Annotated in this window: 23 protein-coding genes and 1 pseudogene; 15 read left to right on the top strand and 9 right to left on the bottom strand. The window is 44.1% G+C overall.

What is annotated here, in order from left to right:
• Window positions 1-123: 123 nt before the first annotated feature.
• Entirely contained in the window at window positions 124-951 is an 828-nt protein-coding gene (locus tag A3735_RS23975; RefSeq protein ID WP_068514606.1) for an outer membrane protein assembly factor BamD, read from the bottom strand.
• A 222-nt stretch (window positions 952-1,173) separates the two neighbouring features.
• Between A3735_RS23975 and rluD the strand changes: the two genes are divergently transcribed.
• Window positions 1,174-2,118: a 23S rRNA pseudouridine(1911/1915/1917) synthase RluD gene (gene rluD, locus A3735_RS23970; protein WP_068514603.1), complete on the top strand. Its 945-nt coding sequence runs from the start codon at window positions 1,174-1,176 to the stop codon at window positions 2,116-2,118.
• On the top strand, window positions 2,115-2,885 hold the full coding sequence (gene pgeF / locus A3735_RS23965; RefSeq protein WP_068514602.1) for a peptidoglycan editing factor PgeF: 771 nt from the start codon (window positions 2,115-2,117) through the stop codon (window positions 2,883-2,885). The genes rluD and pgeF overlap by 4 nt, the downstream gene beginning before the upstream one ends.
• Window positions 2,886-2,900: 15 nt before the next feature.
• Here the strand turns inward: pgeF and A3735_RS23960 are convergent, their stop codons facing one another.
• The 5 genes from A3735_RS23960 to folX form a co-directional block, all read right to left on the bottom strand.
• Window positions 2,901-3,848 carry a VanZ family protein gene (locus tag A3735_RS23960; RefSeq protein ID WP_068514599.1) on the bottom strand — a complete coding sequence of 316 codons (948 nt, stop codon included), beginning with the start codon at window positions 3,846-3,848 and terminating at the stop codon, window positions 2,901-2,903.
• Complete coding sequence (locus A3735_RS23955) at window positions 3,849-4,673, bottom strand: DUF2059 domain-containing protein (RefSeq protein ID WP_068514595.1); 825 nt, start codon at window positions 4,671-4,673, stop codon at window positions 3,849-3,851.
• Between the two features lie 191 nt (window positions 4,674-4,864).
• On the bottom strand, window positions 4,865-5,485 hold the full coding sequence (locus A3735_RS23950; RefSeq protein WP_068514593.1) for an FKBP-type peptidyl-prolyl cis-trans isomerase: 621 nt from the start codon (window positions 5,483-5,485) through the stop codon (window positions 4,865-4,867).
• A 126-nt stretch (window positions 5,486-5,611) separates the two neighbouring features.
• Window positions 5,612-6,328 (bottom strand): dihydromonapterin reductase, encoded by a 717-nt coding sequence (gene folM, locus A3735_RS23945; protein WP_068514591.1) that lies wholly within the window; start codon window positions 6,326-6,328, stop codon window positions 5,612-5,614.
• A gap of 6 nt (window positions 6,329-6,334) precedes the next feature.
• Window positions 6,335-6,703, bottom strand: coding sequence for a dihydroneopterin triphosphate 2'-epimerase (gene folX, locus A3735_RS23940; RefSeq protein ID WP_068514588.1), 369 nt, complete (start codon window positions 6,701-6,703; stop codon window positions 6,335-6,337).
• Window positions 6,704-6,918: 215 nt separating this feature from the next.
• On the opposite strand from folX, the gene A3735_RS23935 reads away from it, so the two are divergent.
• From A3735_RS23935 to A3735_RS23900, 9 genes and pseudogenes are all read left to right on the top strand, one after another.
• Window positions 6,919-8,157: an HD-GYP domain-containing protein gene (locus A3735_RS23935; RefSeq protein WP_068513261.1), complete on the top strand. Its 1,239-nt coding sequence runs from the start codon at window positions 6,919-6,921 to the stop codon at window positions 8,155-8,157.
• Window positions 8,158-8,291: 134 nt separating this feature from the next.
• A pseudogene (locus tag A3735_RS32690) lies at window positions 8,292-8,411 on the top strand (prepilin-type N-terminal cleavage/methylation domain-containing protein); the annotation flags it as partial.
• A gap of 15 nt (window positions 8,412-8,426) precedes the next feature.
• Window positions 8,427-8,996, top strand: a complete 570-nt coding sequence (locus tag A3735_RS23930) for a GspH/FimT family protein (RefSeq protein ID WP_231875468.1) — start codon at window positions 8,427-8,429, stop codon at window positions 8,994-8,996.
• On the top strand, window positions 8,987-9,538 hold the full coding sequence (pilV, locus tag A3735_RS23925; RefSeq protein WP_197469596.1) for a type IV pilus modification protein PilV: 552 nt from the start codon (window positions 8,987-8,989) through the stop codon (window positions 9,536-9,538). The genes A3735_RS23930 and pilV overlap by 10 nt, the downstream gene beginning before the upstream one ends.
• 11 nt (window positions 9,539-9,549) lie before the next feature.
• Window positions 9,550-10,731, top strand: a complete 1,182-nt coding sequence (locus tag A3735_RS23920) for a PilW family protein (protein WP_068514576.1) — start codon at window positions 9,550-9,552, stop codon at window positions 10,729-10,731.
• Between the two features lie 26 nt (window positions 10,732-10,757).
• Window positions 10,758-11,252: a PilX N-terminal domain-containing pilus assembly protein gene (locus A3735_RS23915; protein WP_068514572.1), complete on the top strand. Its 495-nt coding sequence runs from the start codon at window positions 10,758-10,760 to the stop codon at window positions 11,250-11,252.
• Window positions 11,253-11,327: 75 nt separating this feature from the next.
• Window positions 11,328-11,735 carry a hypothetical protein gene (locus A3735_RS23910; protein WP_156490306.1) on the top strand — a complete coding sequence of 136 codons (408 nt, stop codon included), beginning with the start codon at window positions 11,328-11,330 and terminating at the stop codon, window positions 11,733-11,735.
• On the top strand, window positions 11,732-15,157 hold the full coding sequence (locus tag A3735_RS23905; protein WP_068514567.1) for a pilus assembly protein: 3,426 nt from the start codon (window positions 11,732-11,734) through the stop codon (window positions 15,155-15,157). Before A3735_RS23910 ends, A3735_RS23905 begins: the two co-directional genes overlap by 4 nt.
• A gap of 2 nt (window positions 15,158-15,159) precedes the next feature.
• Entirely contained in the window at window positions 15,160-15,624 is a 465-nt protein-coding gene (locus A3735_RS23900) for a type IV pilin protein (protein WP_068508008.1), read from the top strand.
• A 64-nt stretch (window positions 15,625-15,688) separates the two neighbouring features.
• Here the strand turns inward: A3735_RS23900 and A3735_RS23895 are convergent, their stop codons facing one another.
• Entirely contained in the window at window positions 15,689-16,147 is a 459-nt protein-coding gene (locus A3735_RS23895) for a DUF1499 domain-containing protein (RefSeq protein WP_082865110.1), read from the bottom strand.
• A gap of 107 nt (window positions 16,148-16,254) precedes the next feature.
• Window positions 16,255-17,208 carry a hypothetical protein gene (locus A3735_RS23890; RefSeq protein ID WP_068506619.1) on the bottom strand — a complete coding sequence of 318 codons (954 nt, stop codon included), beginning with the start codon at window positions 17,206-17,208 and terminating at the stop codon, window positions 16,255-16,257.
• Window positions 17,209-17,495: 287 nt separating this feature from the next.
• Between A3735_RS23890 and A3735_RS23885 the strand changes: the two genes are divergently transcribed.
• From A3735_RS23885 to A3735_RS23875, 3 genes are read left to right on the top strand one after another with little or no spacing between them, the layout of a single operon-like run.
• The gene (locus tag A3735_RS23885) at window positions 17,496-18,155 is read left to right on the top strand and encodes an alpha/beta hydrolase (RefSeq protein ID WP_068513036.1); all 660 of its coding nucleotides are present in this window, start codon (window positions 17,496-17,498) and stop codon (window positions 18,153-18,155) included.
• Between the two features lie 25 nt (window positions 18,156-18,180).
• Window positions 18,181-19,434, top strand: coding sequence for a glutathione S-transferase family protein (locus A3735_RS23880; protein WP_068514564.1), 1,254 nt, complete (start codon window positions 18,181-18,183; stop codon window positions 19,432-19,434).
• Between the two features lie 42 nt (window positions 19,435-19,476).
• Window positions 19,477-19,854, top strand: a complete 378-nt coding sequence (locus A3735_RS23875; protein WP_068514560.1) for a hypothetical protein — start codon at window positions 19,477-19,479, stop codon at window positions 19,852-19,854.
• Window positions 19,855-19,864: 10 nt separating this feature from the next.
• On the opposite strand, the gene rep is transcribed toward A3735_RS23875, so the two are convergent.
• Entirely contained in the window at window positions 19,865-21,880 is a 2,016-nt protein-coding gene (gene rep, locus A3735_RS23870; RefSeq protein ID WP_068514558.1) for a DNA helicase Rep, read from the bottom strand.
• Window positions 21,881-22,233: 353 nt separating this feature from the next.
• Here rep and A3735_RS23865 point away from each other — a divergent pair.
• The coding region (locus tag A3735_RS23865; protein ID WP_304440014.1) for a Tex-like N-terminal domain-containing protein at window positions 22,234-23,485 on the top strand (1,252 nt) is incomplete at its 3' end.

Here is a 23,485-nt window from a genome sequence, read left to right as displayed (position 1 = left end):
TCAACATCTATCTCAGGCTTAACTTTCATTTCTTGCAATATTTGCTGACGTAGACTCATTCTCTTAACCAACCTTTCTATAAAAACAGTGCCCTTGTAAGAGCCTTTCAATTAAAGAAAATCCTTACTCAAATAAACCAAACGATATGACGCTCAATAGACTGCGGCTATGTTCAAGCTTATGCATCGCCACAAACTCGCCGCCATCATCAAAGCCTTTACCTTTTGGAAAGTTTTCTCTTAACACAGCCAAAGCATCATCTGCCTGTGAAGGAAGATCCAAATACCGATAAAGCGAAACCATCATAATTAAGGCCTCTTCGACACTTGGCGACGCGGGGTAATCTTTAACAACATAGGCCGCCCGGTTTGCCGCTGCCAGATAGGCTTGGCGTTTAATATAATATCGTGCAGCATGCAGTTCATAAGCCGCAAGACGATTTCTGATTTGTATCATTCTCTTTTGCGCATCTGCAGCATAGCTACTATCGGGGAAGCGAATTAACAGTTCAGAAAAATCTTTAAAGGCCAAACGCATATGCCCCGGGTCACGCGAGGTAATATCAACCGACGAAAAGTACTGACTGGAAACACCGATATCCAAATGATAGTTCGCTACTCCTCGTACATAATACGCGTAATCCACGCTCGGGCTTTGAGGGTGTAAACGAATAAAACGATCGGAAGCGAGAATCGCGCCTTCTAGATCTAGCCCACTATAACGCGCATAGATTAAATCTAACTGAGCTTGCTCAGCATATTGCCCAAAGGGGAAACGGGACTCCAACTCTTCTAGAGCGATCGTTGCTTGAGGAAAGTTCCTTAACTTGATCGCTCGTTTAGCATCATCATACAACTCTTGTTCTGTCGATTCTTTTTTCGGAGTGGAACTACAAGCAGAAAGAAACAGGACTGCTACCAGAGAAATCACGAGTGCAAAGTGTGAACGCATAATTGGATAAGACTTCTTGAGAATAATTGGAAAATGGTATTCGTTTTCTACACATTTTAATAAATGCTCACCAGAGATGCTCTCGGTGAGGTTATAATAGCCGACATTATTTCATATTTTACATTTTGCGTGTATGACAAATAATCAAACTTGAGGTTTCAACTCCCTTATAAGTCATAATTATTCAGTCTATCCCGTGATTTCTTTACATATCGAGACCTTATGAGCCAAATTATTGAAGCTGACTTTGTTGTTCCATTAGAACTATCTGGCATGCGTTTAGATCAGGTCATTGCTGATTTTATGCCTGAGTATTCTCGCTCACGCCTGCAACAATGGATTAAACAAGGCCATATTCGCGTAAACGAAGAAATCGCGCGGTCCAAAGACAAAGTCAAAATAAATGATCTCATTGAAGTGAAAGCCGAGCTTGAAAGTCAGGGAGAGTGGCTTGCTGAAGACATCCCGCTTGATATCGTTTATCAAGATGAAGACATTCTGATCATCAACAAACCAGCTGGAATGGTAGTTCACCCCGCCGCCGGTAACCACTCAGGCACTTTAGTTAACGCCTTGCTGCATCACTTTCCTGATATCAAAGCCGTTCCCAGGGCCGGTATCGTTCACCGCCTGGATAAAGACACGACCGGTTTAATGGTGGTCGCTAAAACACTAACAGCTCACGCCCATATTGTTGAACAACTTCAAAGTCGCGAAATGGGCAGAGAATACGAAGCTATCGCTGCAGGAGTCATGACGGGCGGCGGAACCATCAACGAGCCTATTGCACGCAGCCCTAAAAACCGCAAAAAGATGGCCGTCAACCAGTTCGGCAAACATGCGGTGACTCACTATCGCGTTTTAGAACGCTTTCTCGCTCACACTCACATACGCGTTAAATTAGAAACTGGACGAACCCATCAAATTCGCGTCCATATGGCACATATTAAACACCCGCTTATAGGGGACACCACCTATGCAGGAAGAATGAAACTTCCAGCCGGTGCAAGCGATGAAGTAAAAAATAAACTTAGGCAATTTGAACGACAAGCATTGCATGCTAAAAAATTAACCCTCATTCACCCTCAAACTGGTGAGGAGATGAGCTGGGAAGTCGATTTACCTGAAGATATGCAAAACTTACTAGCGGTGCTAAGCGAACAATGAGCCCTTGCGACTTACCTACAACATGGTTAAAACCTGAATGGCCCGTCGCGAGTCAAGTAGTCGCCTTTACTACGTCTCGCTTGGCTCCCGACACGATGCCAGATAGCAAGCTAAGCAGCTACCAAGACTTTAACTTGGCCCTACACGTCAACGATAATGAACAAACTGTACGACACAACAGGACAGTACTTGCGTCCCACTGCGCCTTAAATGCAGAGAATATTCATTGGCTGGAGCAGATACATAGTAATACTCTTGTTCAGGCCGAAAGCTCATCTATCAGCACTCAAGCAGACGCAAGTTATACTCGCAAGCAGCAAGAAGCCTGTGTCGTTATGACGGCCGACTGCCTTCCGGTACTGTTCTGCAACAAACAGGCAACGCAAGTCGCTGCCGCACATGCGGGTTGGCGAGGCTTAGCTTCTGGCATCCTAACTAAGACTGTAGAAAGCTTTGACTCACCCAATGAAGTAATTGCCTGGCTTGGCCCGGCAATCAGCCAAAAGGCATTTGAAGTTGGCGACGATGTCTATACAGCATTTTGTAACAAAGACCCCGAAGCCGCTCAAGCCTTTATCCCGGGAAAGGAACCAGGAAAATGGTTGGCAGATTTATACCTACTTGCCCGGATTGAGCTAAAAGCCATTGGAGTCAGCGCGATTTATGGCGGCACGCATTGCACCTTTCTTGAAAACCAACACTTCTATTCTTTTCGCCGTGATGGCCAAGTCTCGGGTCGTATGGCTTCTCTGATTTTCTTGCGCTAGAGTTTGGGTAAGGAATTAATCAGATTCTAAACGAATATTATCAATGTAAACCGTCAACTCCTGCTTCGGCTTATACATATAAAGCATCAGATCTACAACCTGTCCCATTTCCATTTTTCTGGTCTGTAAGCCATCACGAACCTTATCTAAGGGAATACTGTATTGATTCAGACCTTGAGCAATACGTACTCTAGTCTTGAAGCGATCATGATATTGATTCTGGTGTTTCATATCATGAATTCGCAGCACGGCATTTAGCGTCTCTGGTGCTTCAGAGTAGATCTCGAATTTTAGTCGATCATAATCCTGCCAGTCTCGATGCAAGTAGGCGAAGCGCATTCCGGGATAGAGGGCATCTTTATTAAAGCGAAGCTTTCCAACCTGAGATTCATTAGCCCAGTCACCAGGTGCTTTGACAACTTCAAGCTCACTGCCATTTTTTGCTAACACAATTTGAGCCCAGCCAAAACTCTCGAAGTTCGCGATCACCGGAAATAAGCGATCAGCCTCCAGCTTCACATAACATCGATAAGCTGGGTAAAGCAGGCTTGCCAAAATCAAAAACAAAGCTATTCCCTGCATCATCATTTTCCGGCTTCTGCTAGTACTTCGAAATCGAGCGAGATACCACAGCAATGCAGCCAAACAACCAAAAACATCGTAAACAAAGTCTATTAAGCTGCGCTCCCGGCCTACATAAGGCTGAACCAGCTCAACCAACAAACCAAACGAGAGGCAAAATAAAAGAAGGTAAATCAGCTCTTTTAAGGGCCGAAGCTGAGCAAAAAAAACCAGCAGCAGATAGGTCGCTAAACCGAAGACCAAAGCATGGCCAGAGTTGATCAAATGAGGATAAACCAAACCTTCAGAAGGCAACAAACTGAAGAACAATAAGCAAGCGAGTAGTAATACGCCACTTGGCAGTGCTTGCTTAATAGTCTGAAGGCTTATATCAAATAACATTTATTTTGCGCTAGAAAGCCCGGACACCAACTCAGAAACAAAACCTTGAATATACAAATCGACAATATCGACACCTACCTGCCAATACGCCTGACCCGGCTTACTCTTTAAAAATGTAATGTAGGCAGAGAGGTCCTCATCATTCAAATTACGATAGCTGTAATTTGCGCCCATCAACATAAATTCGGAAAACTGCTGACTTAGCATTGGTTCCATGCTCTGCCACTCCTGATTCATACGAGCTTCTAAAGCAGCTGCCTTATTTGGATTAATAACAGCAACCGCTTCCAAAACCGAAAAATACACGCCTTTCATTAGCTGAATAACAACCTTATCAGCATTCAGAGCTAAAGAAAGCTTCTCTAGCAATTGCGCTCTATCCTGCTTAACAGACTTGAAGCTTTGCTCCTGAAAATAGCGTTGCATCTTCTGCTGAGCTTCTGGTGTACTGGCCGCCCGTTCCTCTGTACTGATGCGTTGACCTAAGGGAGAAGCCAAGAACTTAATCGCATCAGACAAATCTTCAGCACGCTGATCCTGACTCAAATAAACCATTGCAATCTGTTCACCATCAACCTTTTTCGCTGCATGAGTCACGGCCGCACTGGTCTTTTCAAAACTGACGGAACTATTGACTGACAAACGTTTCATATCAAGCTGCTGCCCCATAGAATCAGGCAAAGAAGCAATCAACTCACTCAAGCCAGAGTCATGAAGAAACTGCTTCGCTTCCTCGATACTCAAACCTTTAGCCATCAGGGGTGCGGCGTGAGAAACAAATACAAGTAATAGGAAGGCTAAAGCCCTGTTTACCAATGCGTTCATGGAAAATTCCTTTGGAAAGCGCTGACCATTTGAAATCAGTAAATAATTTTCTGCCAAGAGCAGTTAATGCAAGAATATCATAGCCCCAGAGAAAGGGAGCAGGATTAACAAAGGGTAAGGCTTTGAGGGGGGGAGAGTATAAAGATATTGAACCTCATGCGTAGCGAGACGCATGAGGGAAAGCTATTTATCTAGCCAACAATTTCTAGCAACTCGATATCGAATACCAAAGCTTGGTATGGGCCGATATCGGCGCCAGCACCTGCTTCGCCATAAGCAAGGTGATATGGAATGTATAGCTTCCACTTAGAACCCACTTTCATTTGCTGAAGTGCTTCAGTCCAACCAGCAATCACGCCACCAACAGGAAATTGAGCTGGTTCGCCACGGTCATATGAGCTATCAAACTGCTTACCGTCGATCAAGGTACCACGATAGTGAGTGCTTACAACACTTTCAGCTGTTGGTATATCACCTTCGCCCGCAGTGATTACTTCGTACTGAAGACCGGACTCTAGAACCGTCACTTCATCACGCTTAGCATTCTCTGCCAAGAAAGCTTCACCTTCACCCGCAAACTTCTTAGCTTGCTCTTGCTTCTCTGCTTCAACCTGAGTCTGAATCACTTGAAACGCCGCATTAATTTCTTCGCCAGGAATCTGTGGCCCCTTGCCAGAAAATGCGTCATTGATGCCAGCAATAGCAGCTTCTAATGACAGTCCGTTAAAGACGTTAGCTAATTGTTGGCCCATTTGAAGACCAACACCATATGATGCTTTCGCCTCATTTGTGGATAAATCTAAATCCGACATAGTGATTCCTGTAAATTCGTAAGATTAATAAGTTTTGATCAAAACAATGTTTGATTGCACAAAGATATAAGGACGTTTTTATCTAATAAAAGGGGGCAATTGAATTATTTTTGAACAGGCCACGCTTTATTTTAAATGCCGCCCACCATCGAGTTCTATACTTCGGCCTGTCATGTACTCACTTTGCAGCAAGTAGTGAATTGCGCGTAGGATTTCTTGAACGCCCCCTTCCCTCGCCATAACAGATTTGCTAAGCGCCTTTTCTTTATAGGCTTGTGTATCTTGCGCATTAAATATAATTAGCGCCGGCGCGATTGAATTAACAGTCACCTCTGGTGCTAGTTTTGCAGCATAAGACAAGACGAGATTCTCGGCAGCAGCCTTACTTGCCGCGTAAGCAATATGTTTTTTACTTCCGGTAGCTGCAACATAGTCGGTAATATGAATGATATCGGCAATGCCATCCGGGTAGGCCCTGAGCAAGGGCTCAAGTGCCAGATTCAAGTGATAAGGAATATTGACATGCACATTCATCATTTGTTGGATAGTGCTTAAATCATCTTCCCGATTTTTGCTATCGGGCAACCAATCAGAGGCATTATGGATAATTGCTCTTAACGATGTATGTTTTGCACTTACTGCATCAATCAACTGACTCACCTGCTCAGGGTATTGAAAGTCACACTGATATAACTCAGCTCCCATATCCTTCAGCTTCACCAATTCCGGGTAGCTAGTTCGATAGGTACCGATCACATGATACCCTTTGGCCAAACAATCAAGCGCCAGCGCCAAGCCAATGCGCCTGCCTACACCAGTGATCAAAACAGGTGACTTACTCATAAAACACTACTCCGGCTTCCTATATTCGAGACTGAGAGAAACTGAATCAGCAAAACGTAGCGCGTGAGGTTTATCAATTCGTACTTTCGCATAGCTCACCCAAGAGTGCTCACTGCAAAGACCCAACACGTCTGACACCAGTTTTTCCAATAATAGAAAGCGACCATCCTCAACATGCTTAATAATGCTTTTTGCAATGTGTTTATAGTTCAAGGCATCTTCAACACTATCTTCCAGGCACAGTTTATTTGCAGGATAATGTACTTCCACATTAATAATAATATCTTGTTGCTTTTCCTGTTCCTCAGGATTGAACCCAATATAAGTTCGAAGTCGCAAATTTGTAATATTGATAATCGCGTTATTAACAACCATTAAAAACAGCCTTATATTTCTTATTCCAACCCACCGAGCTTAGACCTAAATCGAAGCAGCGTAAATATCTGGGGATGATATAAACAGAATTTTCAATGCTAAGCTCAATACATCCAAATTGGTCAAATACTATTTTTGCGTCTAAGCTCCATTAAACAGCATAAATAAATTTTTATTCCTAGTAACGTGATTCCTGGTAACTTGCACACTAAGAAATGATTGAATACACACCACCCTCACAAGACAAGACTAAGTCTCTTATCGAAGTAAAGCTCCCTGCTGATTCATTAGAAATAGGCATGCATGTCACTCGTTTAGACAGACCCTGGACTGAAGTACCAGTACTGCTTCAAGGCTTAACTATCGAGACACCAGACCACATCGATTTACTCCGCGAACACTGTGTATTTGTTTATATTGAAATTGAAAAAGAGTTTTGGCTTGAATCAGGTAAAGGCACCGTTGAAGCCAAGGAAGAGAAACAATACCCCGGTTTTCGTGAAGAACTCGAAATCCACGATGAACTACCCAAAGCCAAACTAAGCTATGAAAAAACCAAAGACCATGTCGATGAAGTATTAACAAGCCTGAGCAATGGTGAATCATTTGATATGGATGCTTCGCGTAAAGCGATTCAATCTTGCGTCAGCAGCATCCTAAATAATGCTAATGCACTGCTATGGCTTACACAGGCAAAAGAACAGGACAAATATACAGCAGAGCATTCGTTGCGCGTCGGTATATTAGCAATTGCCTTCGGGCGTTTCATTGGATTAAAAGAGCACGAGCTAGAAACCATCGGTCTGTGCGGCATGCTACATGATATTGGTAAAACTAAAATACCAGACGACATATTGAACAAACCAGGCCGTCTAACACGCATCGAATATGACATAATGAAACAGCACTCGGTGTATGGCAAAGAACTATTAGACGAACAACAAGGCGTCAACAAACTAATTAAGGATACAGCACACTTTCATCACGAACGTATCGACGGCAAGGGCTACCCAGAAAAACTAAGTGCAGCTTACCTCCATCAGTTTGTACGCATGGTATCAATTGTCGATGTTTATGATGCAATCACAAGTACCCGTTCATACAAAGACGGCTCACCAGCCTTTGATGCTTTAAAAATTCTCTATGCCGAACGAGATAAGCACTTCGACTCAGAGCTGGTTGAAGCGTTTATTCGTATGGTAGGCATTTACCCTCCGGGTACTTTGGTCGAAATGACCAACGGTGAAATAGGCATCGTCGTATCAGCGAACGCTGACTCTCGTCTGCGCCCTAAAGTTGAACTGGTCATGACAGCCGATAAAAAATTCCGCTCTTCCTACGTAATCAATCTGATTAAAGACCCGATAGACAAGCATGGTAAACCCTATGCTATTAAGGAAGGCATTACGAATGGTACTCACGGTGTAGACGTAGCAGACTATATATTGCAATAAATTCAGGCGCTTTAAGCAGCTCGAGAATTAGATGTAACGCACAATTTCAATTCCGTAATTACCGTCTATCATTACTATCGACCACTTGTCTCTTTGAGCTTGTTTGTTCTGCTCCTCAACTGTTTAATGACATTATGAAAAAATTATCGAACTCCCAAACATTTATAAATACATCTGTTACACCACAGAAAATACAAGGCTTCACGCTAGTTGAACTGTTGGTCACAGTTGTAATCCTTGGAATCCTACTTGCCATAGGGGTACCGGGTATGAGAGGCAATGTTTTAGACGCCCGTATCACCTCCCAAACGAATGCGACCATTGGTATGCTAGCCTATGGGCGAAGTGAAGCAGCAAAGCGCCCAGGGGGTATAATTACTCTCTGCGCCAGTAAAAGCACCAATACGGGGTCCCCTGCGTGCGACACTAATAACTGGGAAGAAGGCTGGTTTATCATGTCAGATCTAGATGGCGACCAAGTTTTAAACAATTTCAATGAAGATGTAAACGATAACAACATACTAGATCCAGGCGAGGATCTAGATGGTGACGGTCTACTCGATACAGCGAACGACGAGCTGCTCAGAATCGGCGAACAGCTTTCTGGCGACAACACAATGCGTACTCTGGGTTTTCTCAATGCAGGCTTTATTCAGTTTGATTCCAATGGAGTTCCTGGTTCATCAGGCACTATTATCATTTGTGACTCACGCGGTGTAACAGAGGCTAATGCTATTGTTATGAGCGCAATTGGTCATACTCGAGTCGCAAGAGATGAAGAAAGTTCGGCCGATAACATTGTTAACGACCACCGGGGGACAAATATCGTATGTCCATAATAACGAACACTCATTCAAGCCCTTATGGCACCATGAAATATCTAGCTCCGAGCACTCAACGAGGCTTCACACTTATTGAGATCTTAGTAACCATCGTCATCCTATCGATTGGGTTATTGGGTGTTGCCAGCTTACAAATGCAAGGCCTTCGTAACAATCAAAGTGCTTACCTTCGCTCCCAAGCATCCATACTCGTTTATGATATCGCAGATCGTATGCGAGCCAACTCTGTCGCAGCAATTGCTGGAAGATATGATGATTTTGACTCAAGTCAAACAACACCTTCCAATCCTTTATGCAGCACTAGTGTTGCAGGCTGTACCGCTCAAAACCGTGCAGATACAGACTTATTTGAATGGGCCCAGCGACTAAACGGAACCGATGAATCGATAATTTTGTTACCTGATGCGAGGGGTACAATAGCACGTGGTTTAGGCAATTTCTTTACCATTGAAGTTAGCTGGAAAGAATCTCAATGGAATGATGATGAGCAAAACCAACAAGTCACTGATCAAACTTTTTCAGTCAGTTTAGTGCTGTAAGGGAGAAGACAATGAACCAAGATCTCACAGCACGCCACACAAAACCTTTATCTTCGCTAAAAGGAATGGCCGGTTTGAGTTTAATTGAACTAATGATCGCTATGACCATTAGTTCCCTGCTACTCATCGGTGTTACGAGTATTTATTTTAATGCTCGAGAGTCTGATAAATTTATTAGTGAATTATCTCGTATTCAGGAGTCTGGGCGCCATGCACTTAACTTTCTTGCTCAAGATATTCGAATGGCAGGCTATCAAGGCTGTATGAACCCAGACCCTGAAGAAGCATATATCAAGATCAGAGCCCATAACCCCCCAACCTCAGATTTTTTTAGTACCGCACTTTCAGGCTTCGAAGTCCCTTCTGTAGCATGGGCACAAGATGCAAACATCGACCCTGTCACTGGTGTCAGCCGCGGTGACTATTTCAAAGATGAAGACTTTACTAAAGAAGCTTTGATCGGTAGCGACATATTAGTTGTTCAGCGACTAACTACTGACAGTGCCGAGCTCTCTGCAGACATGGTAACGAGTGATGAAGATGTTGTGCTCGTCGATAATGAAATGGAGTTTGAGCAGTTTGATATCGCGGTAATTGCTAACTGCAACAATGCTGATATGTTTCGAATTTCAGAAGACCCGGAAGCGACAGCCACTATTACCCTATCACATGGTCTTATCACAAATTCAGATGACATCTTTATAGGTCCTTATACACGTAATGCTCGAGTAAGGGGTTTTGAATCAACCATATACTTCGTGGCAAACACAGGCAGAACAACTGAAACCGGCGTACCTATAAATGCCCTATTCCGAGCGAAAGACAAAATGGTAAACAAGGCAAACCCTGAGTTTGATGTTGAAGAGCTAATAGAAGGTATCGACAGCATGCAAATCTTATATGGTGAACTAAATAGCGACCCTCAGCATGTTACCGCAGACGGTGAAGTGATTAGCGGCCTTCGTTATGTTACCGCAGACAATGTTACAGACATGAAATATGTAAAAAGCATTCAGCTAGGTCTACTGGTTAGCGGTTCCCGTGAGGTGCTCACGAATAATGACGACGCCACCTATATTTTGCCCGGTGAAGAAATCCAACCCGAGGGCAAGTTCGGTTCAACAGTAACTTATGAGCCAGATAGACGTTTACGCCGTGAGTTCAGCCAAACAATTCAGTTACGAAATCGATAAATAAACGTATAAAAGGTGTATATAGAATGAAGACCTTACAACATCAAAGCTCTCTTAATTTAGCACGCCAAAAAGGCGCAGTACTTGTTGTGAGTTTAATTATTTTATTACTGATGACCCTTATAGGCGTTGCGTCAATGAGCTCTTCCATAATGCAGGAAAAAATGGCATCAAATGCACAAAACAACAACGCGACTTTTCAAGCAGCAGAAAATGCCGTAAGTGGACTGATCAATAAAGTCATCATAGACAAAGACACTACAGAATTAGATGAGGCGATAGGAATCGGCACTATTGGTGAACACACTTCGAGTATTAACTATGCAGTTTCTGGCTCAAAAGCTGCATCCAGCTATAGCATCGGATATATGGGTGTTGTAGCGCTCGCTAAAGGGGGCTCCTTAAACGTAGACGAGAGCTCAACAGAGCTTAAACCGGAGCTATTCGAAGCTTTAGTAGAAGGTGCGGTCGAGGCCACTAGTGCACAAACGGTTATCAGGCAAGGTTTTGAGTACCATTAAACTTATACATGCCTTAAGGCATACAACAGAATTTAGAGTGATGGCCCGAAACAACGAAATAGCCATCAGGAGGCAATGATGAAAAAAATATACGCATTAGGCTTGCTCCTAACCTTTAGTGTACTGTTTAGTGCTCAGGCTCATACTAGTGAGCCAGCACTTACAAAAGATCAGCTACTTAAGTTACAACAAGGGTATACTCCCCCACCTTTGACACATATCACTCAAGGCTATGAGACTGATTCCATTCAATTGAACCGAGGCCTTGATGGAAAAATAAAAAGCATCGAAGCTCGAGCTTGCGCCTCTTGTGACTTACAGCAATATCGTATCACTGAAACAACTCAAGCCTATATTGGGCAAGAAAAAGCCTCTCTTGATGTATTAACCCCCTTCAATGGCAAAAGTGGCGCAATCAGTTACAACATAAAGACCAAAGAGCTCCATCACTTCCGTTTCTTTAATTTGGAGGCAGGCCAATGAGATCATTACAATCCAAACTAGGTCACGGCTTGGCATCTTGCATTATTACGCTTCTATCAGCCAATATTGCACACGCAGACGATACTGAGATTTTATTTGAGTCCAGTGCTTCTAACGAATTAACACCAAACGTCCTGTTTATTCTTGACAACTCAGGCAGTATGTCAAATATGGTTAGTACGGAAACCCCTTACAACCATTCAATTGACTATACTCAGAAAGCTATCGATGACGGTCGAAGCCCCTATTCTGACGCTTACATCTATGCATTCGATAGTTATTTCAACTATCGAGGTACAATTTTAACAAGCCAAAATCACTGCCAAGAAATGACTGACAAGCTTGCAATAGCAGGACAGTATACTGCTGCAAAAGTCGCTGGCTTTAATACCCGCAGAAATGCTTGGCGTAATCTTTTCAGTCGTCGCAGTAGTTCCAATACAAATATTATCGAGTGTAAAGATGATCGAGGTGCACACGGCGCTAACGGAACAACAGGCAACACATACGCAGTACATAACTCCAGCAAATGGGCGAGTTCTAGCAACAACGAAATAAGCTGGAACAGCTACACTACCTATGATTTCTTTAATTCAAACTATATTAATTGGTATGCCTACTATCGTGAAGTGACTTCTCAATCACGCATTAGCATCATGAAGAGCGTTGTCAGCAACCTGATTAACAGTACTTCAGGTATTAATATTGGCTTAATGAGCTTTAATACCAATAATTACGGCAAGCAAGGTGGCCGCGTTACGACTCCAATTGATTATATTGAAGACAATCGGTCTTCTTTTGTATCTGATCTAAACAGCCTTTCCCCGGATACCTGGACTCCTCTCGCTGAAAGCCTATTTGAAGCTTACCGTTACTATTCTGGCGGTTCGGTATTTTTAGGCAGCCAAAGCTCTGCCTCATCTAAGAGCCCTAGCAACTCTAGCAAATACCAATCGCCTATTTCAGATGAATGCCAGCCTAACAACATTGTCCTATTAACGGACGGTGAACCCACTTATGACGCTCACCCTGGCTCTAGCCGAAGTGATAGTAACGATACTGCATCGAGAAACGTTATAGAGAGTACTGTAGGCAACTGCACTGACAACTGTCTAGATGAGATTTCCCGCCACATGTACGAAAACGATGTATCTAGTCAATATGATGGCGAACAAAACGTTACAACCTATACGATTGGCTTTGAACTCGATGATAATTTGCTCAAACGAACAGCCGAGGGTACTGATGACAACCCAGGTGGTGGCGGTAAATACTTTGTAGCCAACGATACAACCGAGCTCGAAAGTGCAATTAAGCAAATATTCTCAAGCCTCAAAGATATTAGTACCACGTTTGTTTCTCCCGGCGTTGCTGTAAATACCTTTAACCGCCTCAACCATCGTGATGAATTGTATTTCTCGGTTTTCAAGCCTGAAACTGGGCCTGTCTGGAAGGGTAACTTAAAACGCTATCGTCTAGGATCTGACGGCACTGTTTATGATAGAGCTGGCCGTACCGCGATTGATCCAGAAACTGGTTTCTTTAAGTCTCGCAGTAATAACCCTGCTGACCCAGGCGCATGGAGCTGGTGGTCAGATGATATTGACGCTAATGATATTCACCTAGGGGGCGCTGCAGAAAACTTACCCAACAATAGTGATGACCGTAATGTGTTTACGTACCTAGGTGGCTCTAGCAACCTATCTGACGACAGTAACGAAATTTCTTACGATAACGCAGACAATATTACTAAAGAATTACTTGAATACACCGAAGCAACTGATGAAGAGTACAAGCTATTACTAGACTGGATTCGTGATATTGATGTCTTTGATACCGATAACGATAATAGTTATACAGATACTCGACACACAATAATGGACCCCCTCCACTCTGCGCCAGTGGTTGTGATATACGGTGGTACCGACGAGAACCCCGACACGGCAATATTCTTCGGTGACAACCAGGGTTTTATCCACGCGATAAACGGAAGTAATAGCACTAGTGGCACCTATACAAAAGGCCAAGGTGATGAATACTTTGCTTTTATGCCCAAAGAGCTACTGGGAATGCAAAAAACTTTATTTGAAGATTCTCAGGCTGTTGAACACACGTATGGAATGGACGGCTCCATAACAACTTGGGTCAACGACGAAAACAATGACAATGATTTATACGACTCAAATGATTTCGTCTATTTATATTCTGGCATGCGCCGTGGTGGAAATAGCTATTATGCTTTAGATGTTACAGAGCGCGATGCACCTGAATTTCTGTGGCAAATTACTGGGGGGACAGGTGGCACTAGCGGCTTCGAAGAGCTCGGTCAGACCTGGTCTAAGCCAGTTAAAACTAAGGTTAGAATGGGTAGCACTGTTCGCGAAGTTCTCATTTTTGGCGGTGGTTATGATACCAATCAAGATCTAGCAACAACTCGCTCTGAAGATTCCATTGGTCGAGCTGTTTATATTGTTGACGCAGAGACAGGAGAGAAAATCTGGAGCGCGACCCCCTCTAACTTTAGTGATATGAAATATAGCATTCCATCAGACGTTAAGGCTATTGATGTGAACGCTGACAGAATTGCTGACCAAATTTACGTGGGCGACATGGGTGGACAGGTCTGGCGCTTCGACATAGATAACAATAGAAGCAGCTCTAGTACCCTTCCTGTACATGGGGGGGTAATCGCCAGTGTGTCCGATACAGGAACCGAAAACAATAGACGTTTCTACCATGCACCTGACGTATCGGTACTAAGCGATAGCAGCAGCTTAACCTTAGCTATTGTCATTGGTTCAGGCTGGCAAGCTCACCCTCTTGATGATGAAGTCGTTGACCGTTTATATATGATAAAAAGCTCCGACGTACTTGAACCTCCAAAGAACCTTGACGGCTCTATCGAGTATACAGCACTTATAGAGGATGACCTTTACGACGCAACGAATAACAACCTGGGTGACGTAAGCGGCCAAAACTCTGAAGCCAACCAAGAAGCCGCCTATACTGAATACTACGGTAACGGTGCTGATATATTACCAAAACAGGGTTGGTTCATTCGTTTTACGCGTGATGGCGAAAAAATGCTAGCGACATCTTTAACCATTGATGGAACGGTTTACTTTACCACTTACGAGCCCACAGCAAGTACTAACGGCTGTATTTTTAGCTCCGGTATTCCTCGCCTCTACCATATCGAAATAGCTGACGCGACACCGGTTAAGAATTATGACGGTATCGGATTAGATTCTGAGTTAACCACAAGCGATAGGGAAGTTGGCACGCTCACGACACAATCATTACCAACCGCACCACAAAGACTTCGTGTGGATGGCCAAGACATTTTGTGTATTGGTACAGAGTGCAATCCACTTGATCGCGAAGGAAAAATTGTTAGAACCTACTGGGTTCAAGAGGAGTAAATATGTATACCTGCAAGAATTGTTATAGCTCGCAGAAGGGCTTCACGCTGATAGAATTAATGGTAGTGGTGGCTATAGTGGCTATCATAGTTGCTATCGCGTACCCGTCATATCAGGATAACGTAAAGAGTTCCAAACGCTCTGAAGCTCAGGGCGCCTTAGTCTCTTTTTCGGCTGCGATGGAAAAACATTTCACACAAAATAACTCTTACCTGAATGCAGGACAAAGTGGAGATACTGGGGCTCCCGCAGTATTTGCTACAACCGCACCGGTAGGCGGCTCATCTGTTTACTACGACCTAACGATTGAAGCGGCTACAGGGAGTTCTTACACCCTACGAGCGACTCCTACCAATTCCCAAACGGGCGATGGCTTTTTAGAATATAACTCCCTAGGCCAAAAAAGCTGGGACGAGGATAATAGCGGCGCGATCGGTGCAAATGAGTTTGACTGGGATAAGAACTAAACGATAGATACGCCGTTCAATAAGGCCTATCAGCTTTCCGCTGACAGGCCTTTTTTAATTTCGCTTATTGACTCAATACAGACAGTCGCCTAGCAAAGTCCTCATATCGCTTCCGGTTAACACCTAAGTCTGAATACCCCACCCTACTCGCTGAACGAAAGTGAATTAGCTTCTGCTCATCATCCAGATAAACCTCCACATCGTCTTTGAAACGCATCAGCGGACTGGTAAAAACGGCATACAAATAGTGATCACTTTGCTGAAGAATTTTTGCCCCCGGCATAGCGTCTATGACATTTTGAACCTTCTGCATCTGCTGCTTTGCTTCTATATCGAAGGCAATCGATTTTACCTGCTTATCAGGCTTATCGGTTTGAGTTGATACGCTATTAGGCCGACTTCCCAAGGGCTTCAGCTCACCATTTTGAACACCTAATTTAGGTGCTGTATTGTTCTCAATTACTCGCATTGTGATGACTCCAGCCAGTATAAAAAATATCAGTAGATAAATAACTTTCTTCATTGTCTTATCCTCTAGTTATGCAAGTATATTGCGCACAATCTATTTATTCAAGCCACAAAAAAGGCCGCATTAATGCAGCCCTATTATTCACCTAATAGTCTAGGTAATTACTTACTCAACTTACGGTAAGTTGCCACAACACGGTCCAGATTTTCCAGAGAGGTATCACTATGGAAAGTATCACTTGTAGGTTTCTTGCCAGGGAAGAAGCCTAGGTAAATATCCAGCTTACTCGCATTTGCCAGTTTATCTAGCCACTCACCTTCAACAATTCCAATATTATTCTCAGCTATTCGCGTAAAAGGAATCAAGTCACCTCCGTCGATACGAATACCTAAATTCTTTGCTTCGCTGGCAATATCAGAAGAACTGTTAATGTGAATCTCATTTTCTTTAAAGGTTAGCCAAATTTGAGACATATAACCTTCTTTACCCATCTCCCAAGTTGGCGTGCTAATAACAAGCCCTTGAGTTAATGCTGTATCACCCTGCTTTAACACCCAAATATCATAGTTTGCAGGAAGGTCTTTCTCGCTAATTGCTAAGGGCTTAACAGAGCCTTTCTTTTGCACAACAGGCGCTTTAACAACATCTTTTTTAGCTTCCTCTACCTTCGCAGCTACTTTTTTAACCTCAGCTTTAGCTGGCTCTTTTTCTACTGCTACCTTCACACCCTTGTCTGCTACCGCTGTAACGGCCTTCTGCGTTACTTCTGCGACAACTTCCTTAACTGTAGGCTTCACCTCTTTGCTGACCGGCTGTTCAGTCTTAGCACCTGGTTCAACCACAGGAGCTTTAAGGCTTTTCATCATTTCATCAGCTTTAGCAGCATTTTCTTTCTCGTTCCTAGCTAGCTCCTCTTGGCTTGGCTGTACTTCCGCCACACTAAGCTCAGCCGAGCTATCAGACATCGCACTATTGTCCTTCTTATCAACTGAAGCACAGCCAGCAGCTAAACTGATGACTAAACCAGCTCCCACCAAAGATAGGCTGCGATTCAAGTTTGAAAGATTTGTTTTTGCTGCATTCAGCATTTGAAATGTATTGAGTTCGGGTTTCATTTTTTCTTCCTAAAACAAGCAACAGAGCGCCTTGCACTTTTCGTCATAACTACAACATTTGCCACTTATGCCACCATAAGCACCAATAATTTACTCAAGATCAGGAAAGGCTTTAATTCAGTGTAGACATAATTCTCGCTTTGCCAGCTTTACAAGCAAGGTATAAGGTTAAACAATGTCAAATACGCAGGTTTATCATTAATTTTGTCCACTGCGTCACACGAGTTACCCATACTACCTATTAAAACTATCTTTTTCACCTATTGGATAATTAAGGATTTCATCACATGCCCCTATTAGACTGTATTGAGCGACAAACTGCTGACACGGTATCAGCAAGTATTATTTGGCTGCACGGCCTCGGGGCAAATGGAAACGACTTTGTACCTATCGTCGAGGAATTAGCGCTACCGGAAGGCTTAGGTATACGCTTTATATTTCCAAATGCCTCGGAAATCCCCATCACGGTTAATGCTGGCTATATCATGCCCGCCTGGTATGACATTCTTGAACTGACTGAAGAGCGCGTGATAAACCACGAACAATTGCAAAGTTCGGTGAAGAATATCCAAACGCTGATCGATAGGGAAATCGAGCGAGGCATCAAGAGCGAACGAATCATTGTAATGGGCTTTTCGCAGGGTGGAGCCGTGGCCTACCATGCAGCCTTAACTTACCCCAGCCCCCTTGCAGCACTGGCAGGCTTGTCGACCTATTTTCCACAAGAAGATAGCTTTGATACCGCGCCCGCGAATAGCCAGCTGCCAGTATTAATCTGCCACGGCACTCATGACCCAATGGTCGTGGAAAGGCAAGGTAAAAAAGCGGCGGCGATTCTTGAAGCGCGAGGCCACACAGTGCAATATCTAAACTACCCGATGGAACACGAAGTTTGTCTAAGCGAGATACAAGACCTATCGCGTTTCTTTCAGGCTCATTTGATGTAATGCTGTTTTATAGGTTGAGCCCTAAATGAAAAATAAGAATAAAATACAAATCAGTTCTGCAATTATTTGGGGCGTCGAGCTTTCGCCCTTCGTATTAAAGATGCAAGCTTACCTGGAGTACTGTGGCATCCCTTATCGCCGCTTACCCGCGCATGGAAGCTATCTTGAAAATACTCAGACCTTATTACGCCTTGAGTATCAAAAACAGCATAAGCAGATAAGCCGCTATCCTGAAATGGATGCCGACTTAGATGAGTACCCTGCCGTTCCTTTCTTTACTGAAAACGGCAAAGATTTTCAATACGACAGCACAGCCATCGCACACTATCTTGACCAGAAGCCCCCCACTCAGGGAAATAGCCATAGACATCGCTTATTCCCGGAAGACCCTTGTTTGAATTTTATCGCCAGCTTAATCGACGAAGCCTTTGACGAGTTCGGCCTATACATGGTCCATCATATGCGCTGGGTAGGCTCCGCCAAGTCGAACATAATGGGTAAATTACTCGCAAAAGAATTTCGTCACGCTTTGCCGCCAGGCGGCCCCTTACTACTTTCCAGGCGCTTTCCTAAGCGACAGGTCGCACGCTGCCCTTACTTATTTAGTGTCGCGCCAAAGAGCTATCGAAGCGGTGTTTCAAAAGCTCTATCCCCCCCGTATAAAGAAGGTTTTCCTGAAACACATACCTTATTATTCGAAAGCTGGAAGCAATATCTAAAAGGCATGGAGGAAGTATTAACCCTGCAAAAATTCTTACTCGGTGATCAGTTTACCATTGCCGATGCCAGTGCCTACGGCCAACTCGCTATGAACCTGGTCGACCCAGAAACAAATAAGCTAATGCAAGAACTCGCTCCGCAGACACACGCCTGGCTTGAGATGATCTATAGCGGCAAACATCGCTTACAACAGAAAGAAGGGGAGCTTTATTTTTCAGGGGCACTTAAGCCCTTGCTCAACACCATCATGAGCACCTATGCATCGCTCATGGTTCAAAATAAGCAGGCATATCACCTGGCAAAAGCTCAGGGAGCAACAGAGTTCAACGAACTAGCCTTCAATCAGGGAAAAACACTTTATACAGGAAAGTTACGTGGCTACCCTTTTAAGTCAGTGGTAAAAACCTTTCAACTCAGAACCTGGCAGGAGCTTTGTGACAAATGGAAGCGTTTAGACCAAAGCGAACAAAATACCATTAAAGCACAGCTAGAACTTTGTGCTCTTTTCGAAACAGAGGATGCTGAATTGAAAGAGACAATTGTTTCGGCAGAGGCTTAAGGGCTATGATAGCTTCATATTTTTCTTCAATAAGGATTCTCAGTGACAGATCAGGCAATTACCCTACAAAACATTTCTGGAAAAACCATTCTGGTAGGCATCACCTATTTTGACCTGTCTGGAGAAGTGCTGGATCAAAAGCAGCTCGCTGGTACTGTTTGCAAAGTCACAGAAGAAGATGGCATCACCGTCCAGGACTTGAAACAAGAAAGTGAATTCACCATCCCTTCTTCACTTCGCCCCTGGTTTATTGCACCACCCGGTGACTATCACGACCCGATTAGTGGTAAGCAGGTACAAAACCCTGACTATCTCGTCACCTGGGATGTCTATAAAACCAAAGAAAGTACACCGGAAGGCGAACATGAATGGTGGGAATGGCGACCACAGCTCGCCAACCCTAGCGTCGGCCAAAAGTAATCAGTAATATTTACTTGAGGCCATCTAAAAGCGCCGAAAGAGTTTGATTGCCCTTTTTCTGCACAAGCTCTTTATCTTTTTGCTCGCCACCTTCCCACTGCAAGTCATCTTCGGGAATTTCATCTAAAAAGCGACTAGGAATGGTTTCTATTTTCTCGCCATATTGTTTTCGTGCTGCAGCATAAGTCAATGCTAAAGTCCGCTGGGCTCTTGTGATGCCCACATACATCAGGCGGCGCTCTTCTTCGATGTTATCTTCTTCAATGCTGTTTCTATGCGGCAATAATTCTTCTTCAAGCCCCATGATAAAAACATGTGGAAATTCAAGACCTTTCGAGGCATGAAGCGTAAGCATGTGCACCTTATCGCTATCATCCTCTTCTTCTTGTTGCTCCAGCATATCTCGAAGGATCAATTTGGAAACCGCTTCTTCTATACCAATTTCATCCGCTGTGCCTTTATCGGCGTCGATCATATTTTTTAACGAATCAACCAAGTACCAGATATTCTCCATACGTTTCTCAGCCGCTTTTGGCGTATTAGAGTTTTGGTACAGCCATTGATCATACTCAATATCGGTAAACAACTGCTTGATCACAGGTATCGGATCTTCCTGATAACAACGTTCCGTTGTTTTTCGTAACCAATCGCTAAAGCGCCTGACCCGATCCAGCGCCTTACCACTCAACACTTGTTCCAAACCAATTTCACCGACAGCCTGATTCAAACTAATATGTCGCTCAGTCGAATAATTTCCGAGTTTCTCCAAGGTTGAGGGGCCGATCTCTCTGCGTGGTACGTTGACTACCCGAAGAAATGCTGCGTCATCATCAGGGTTAGCAATGAGACGCAAGTAGGCCATGGCATCTTTGATTTCATTCTTGGCAAAGAAGGAGGTACCACCAGACAAGCGATAAGGCACCTGAAAAGCCTGCATCTTGATTTCCAGCAGACGCGCCTGGTGGTTACCACGATAAAGCACAGCGAAGTCTTTAAAAGGAATGTCCTTTTTCAACTTAAGATCAAGAATCTCTGCGGCAATTTGTTCTGCCTCTGCATCTTCATGGCGACAACGAATTACACGAATTCGCTCTCCGTCACCCAGCTGGCTCCATAGTGCTTTATCAAACATATGAGGGTTGTTGGCGATCAAGGTATTCGCCGCACGCAAGATCAAACTGGTAGAGCGATAATTCTGCTCCAGCTTAATCAGCTTCAGGCTTGGGAAGTCTTTTTCCAGACGCGCCAGGTTTTCTGGCCTTGCTCCACGCCAGGCATAGATAGACTGGTCATCGTCGCCTACGACTGTCAAAGCATGACGGTCACCCACGATTTGCTTCACCAGCTCGTACTGAGCCATATTAGTATCTTGGTACTCATCAACCAAGAGGTAGCGAATCTTCTGCCGCCACTTGCTTAATATATCCGGATGTTCAGCGAAAAGTTGTACGGGTAAAAGAATCAGATCATCGAAGTCGAGCGCATTATAGGCTTTGAGGTAGCGAGTATAGGTTTCATACACATGTGCCAGGGTGACATCGTCAGGCGTTTGAGCTTGCTGTGCGGCCTGAGCCGGAGTTAGCATGGCATTTTTCCAGTTTGAAATCGCCATCTGAAATTCATTGATTCGGTCGCTATTCTCTTCACCATCTTTCATCATCAGGTCGCGAATCAACGCTTTAGCATCTTCACTGTCGAAAATAGAAAACCCCGGTTTATAGCCAAGCGCCTTATGCTCGGTGCGAATGATATTCAAACCCAGGTTATGGAAAGTCGATACGGTTAAACCACGCGCATCAGGCCCCGAAACCAACTGCCCGACACGCTCTTTCATCTCGCGAGAAGCTTTATTGGTAAAGGTCACCGCAGCAATATGGCGCCCCGGAATACCACAGCTTTTAATCAGGTAGGCAATTTTTCGCGTGATTACACTGGTCTTGCCGCTGCCAGCGCCCGCTAGTACGAGTAAAGGACCACCAACATAATCTACGGCTTCTTGCTGTTTAGGGTTTAACTTATTCGCCACTACTTTCTCTTCTTTCTGTCTATCTCGATAAAAATAAATGGGCTCAGGGCCCGTGACTCTGAGCCCATTTATTTTTCTATTCCATCATTCTTTCACGTCAACTCATTGCTTTCCAGATACATTTTGTCGCTTTGTAGCACTTATTCTAAATAGATATAAATAATGAACACAGTCGTAGCGCCGCAACACTGCCTTTAGTTGTGAAATTGGAACAGATATTTTCGTTGTTTTGTTTCATTTTTTATTTACTGCAGGGGTTTAAATCGCCATGCTCGTCACCATTTAGTGCATTGCTATTTGTTGTTTTTAAGACTGATACCTCTTTACCGCTCGCAAGGATCTTTTACTTTCGCATGAACACCTTATCTACCCAGGCTTCCTCCGCTTCCACGACCACCAAAAAAATTGCAGCCCAAATTGCCAGCGAGCTTTCGGTCAGACCTCAACAAGTCGATGCAACCATTGAACTAATTGATGAAGGTTCAACGATCCCCTTTATTGCACGTTATCGAAAAGAAGTGACCGGCGCCCTAGATGACTCACAGCTCAGAAAGCTTGAAGAAAGGCTCCGTTACTTACGAGAGTTAGATGATAGGCGTAAAACTATTCTCAGCAGCATTGACGAACAAGGTAAACTCACTGATGCGCTTGCCTCGCAAATCGCTAATGTCGCCAGCAAGAACGAACTGGAAGACCTCTACCTTCCTTACAAACCCAAGCGCAGAACCAAGGGCCAGATTGCAATTGAAGCCGGTCTGGAACCCTTAGCGGATAGTTTGTTTAAGGACCCGACTCTAGACCCAGAGTCTGAAGCGAGTAAATTCATTAGCACTGATAAGGGCATTGATGACTCACAAGCCGCACTAGATGGCGCAAAGTACATTTTGATGGAACGCCTCAGCGAAGAAGCCAAGCTACTCGGCATACTCAAAACTTACCTCTGGGATCAGGGCGAGATTTTTAGTGCCGTTGTCGAATCTGAAAAAGCCAAGGGTGATAAGTTCCAGGACTATTTTGACTTCAGTGAAGCGATAGCAAAAATCCCATCACATCGTGCATTGGCACTATTTAGAGGCCGCAACGAAGGCGTGCTCAATATTAGCCTGCAGCCTCAGGGTTATGACGCAAGTGACCGTTTAACGATTCATCCCTGTGAAGCCAAAGTCGCCGCTTATTACAATATTGAGGACCAAGGCCGAGCAGCCGATAAGTGGCTAAAAGAAGTGGTTCGCTGGACATGGCGCGTTAAACTTAACAACCATATCGAGACTGAACTACTTGGCAAGCTAAGAGAACAAGCTGAAAAAGTTGCCATCGATGTTTTTGCAGAGAACCTAAAAGATCTGTTATTAGCAGCGCCAGCCGGTGCGAAAGCAACATTAGGCCTTGATCCAGGCCTGCGAACTGGCGTTAAAGTGGCGGTGATCGACCAAACAGGCAAATTACTGGATCACGCAACAATCTACCCTCACGCCCCCAGAAACCAGTGGGACGAATCTATCGAGATAATCGCCGCCCTCTGTAAAAAACACCACGTTGAGCTGCTCAGCATTGGCAATGGTACTGCCTCTCGTGAAACTGATAAGCTGGCTGCCGACGTAATGA

This window comes from Oleiphilus sp. HI0061, assembly GCF_001635675.1.
The sequence above is the reverse complement of the archived record's forward strand: the minus strand, read 5'-3'. Positions and strand labels throughout refer to the sequence as shown.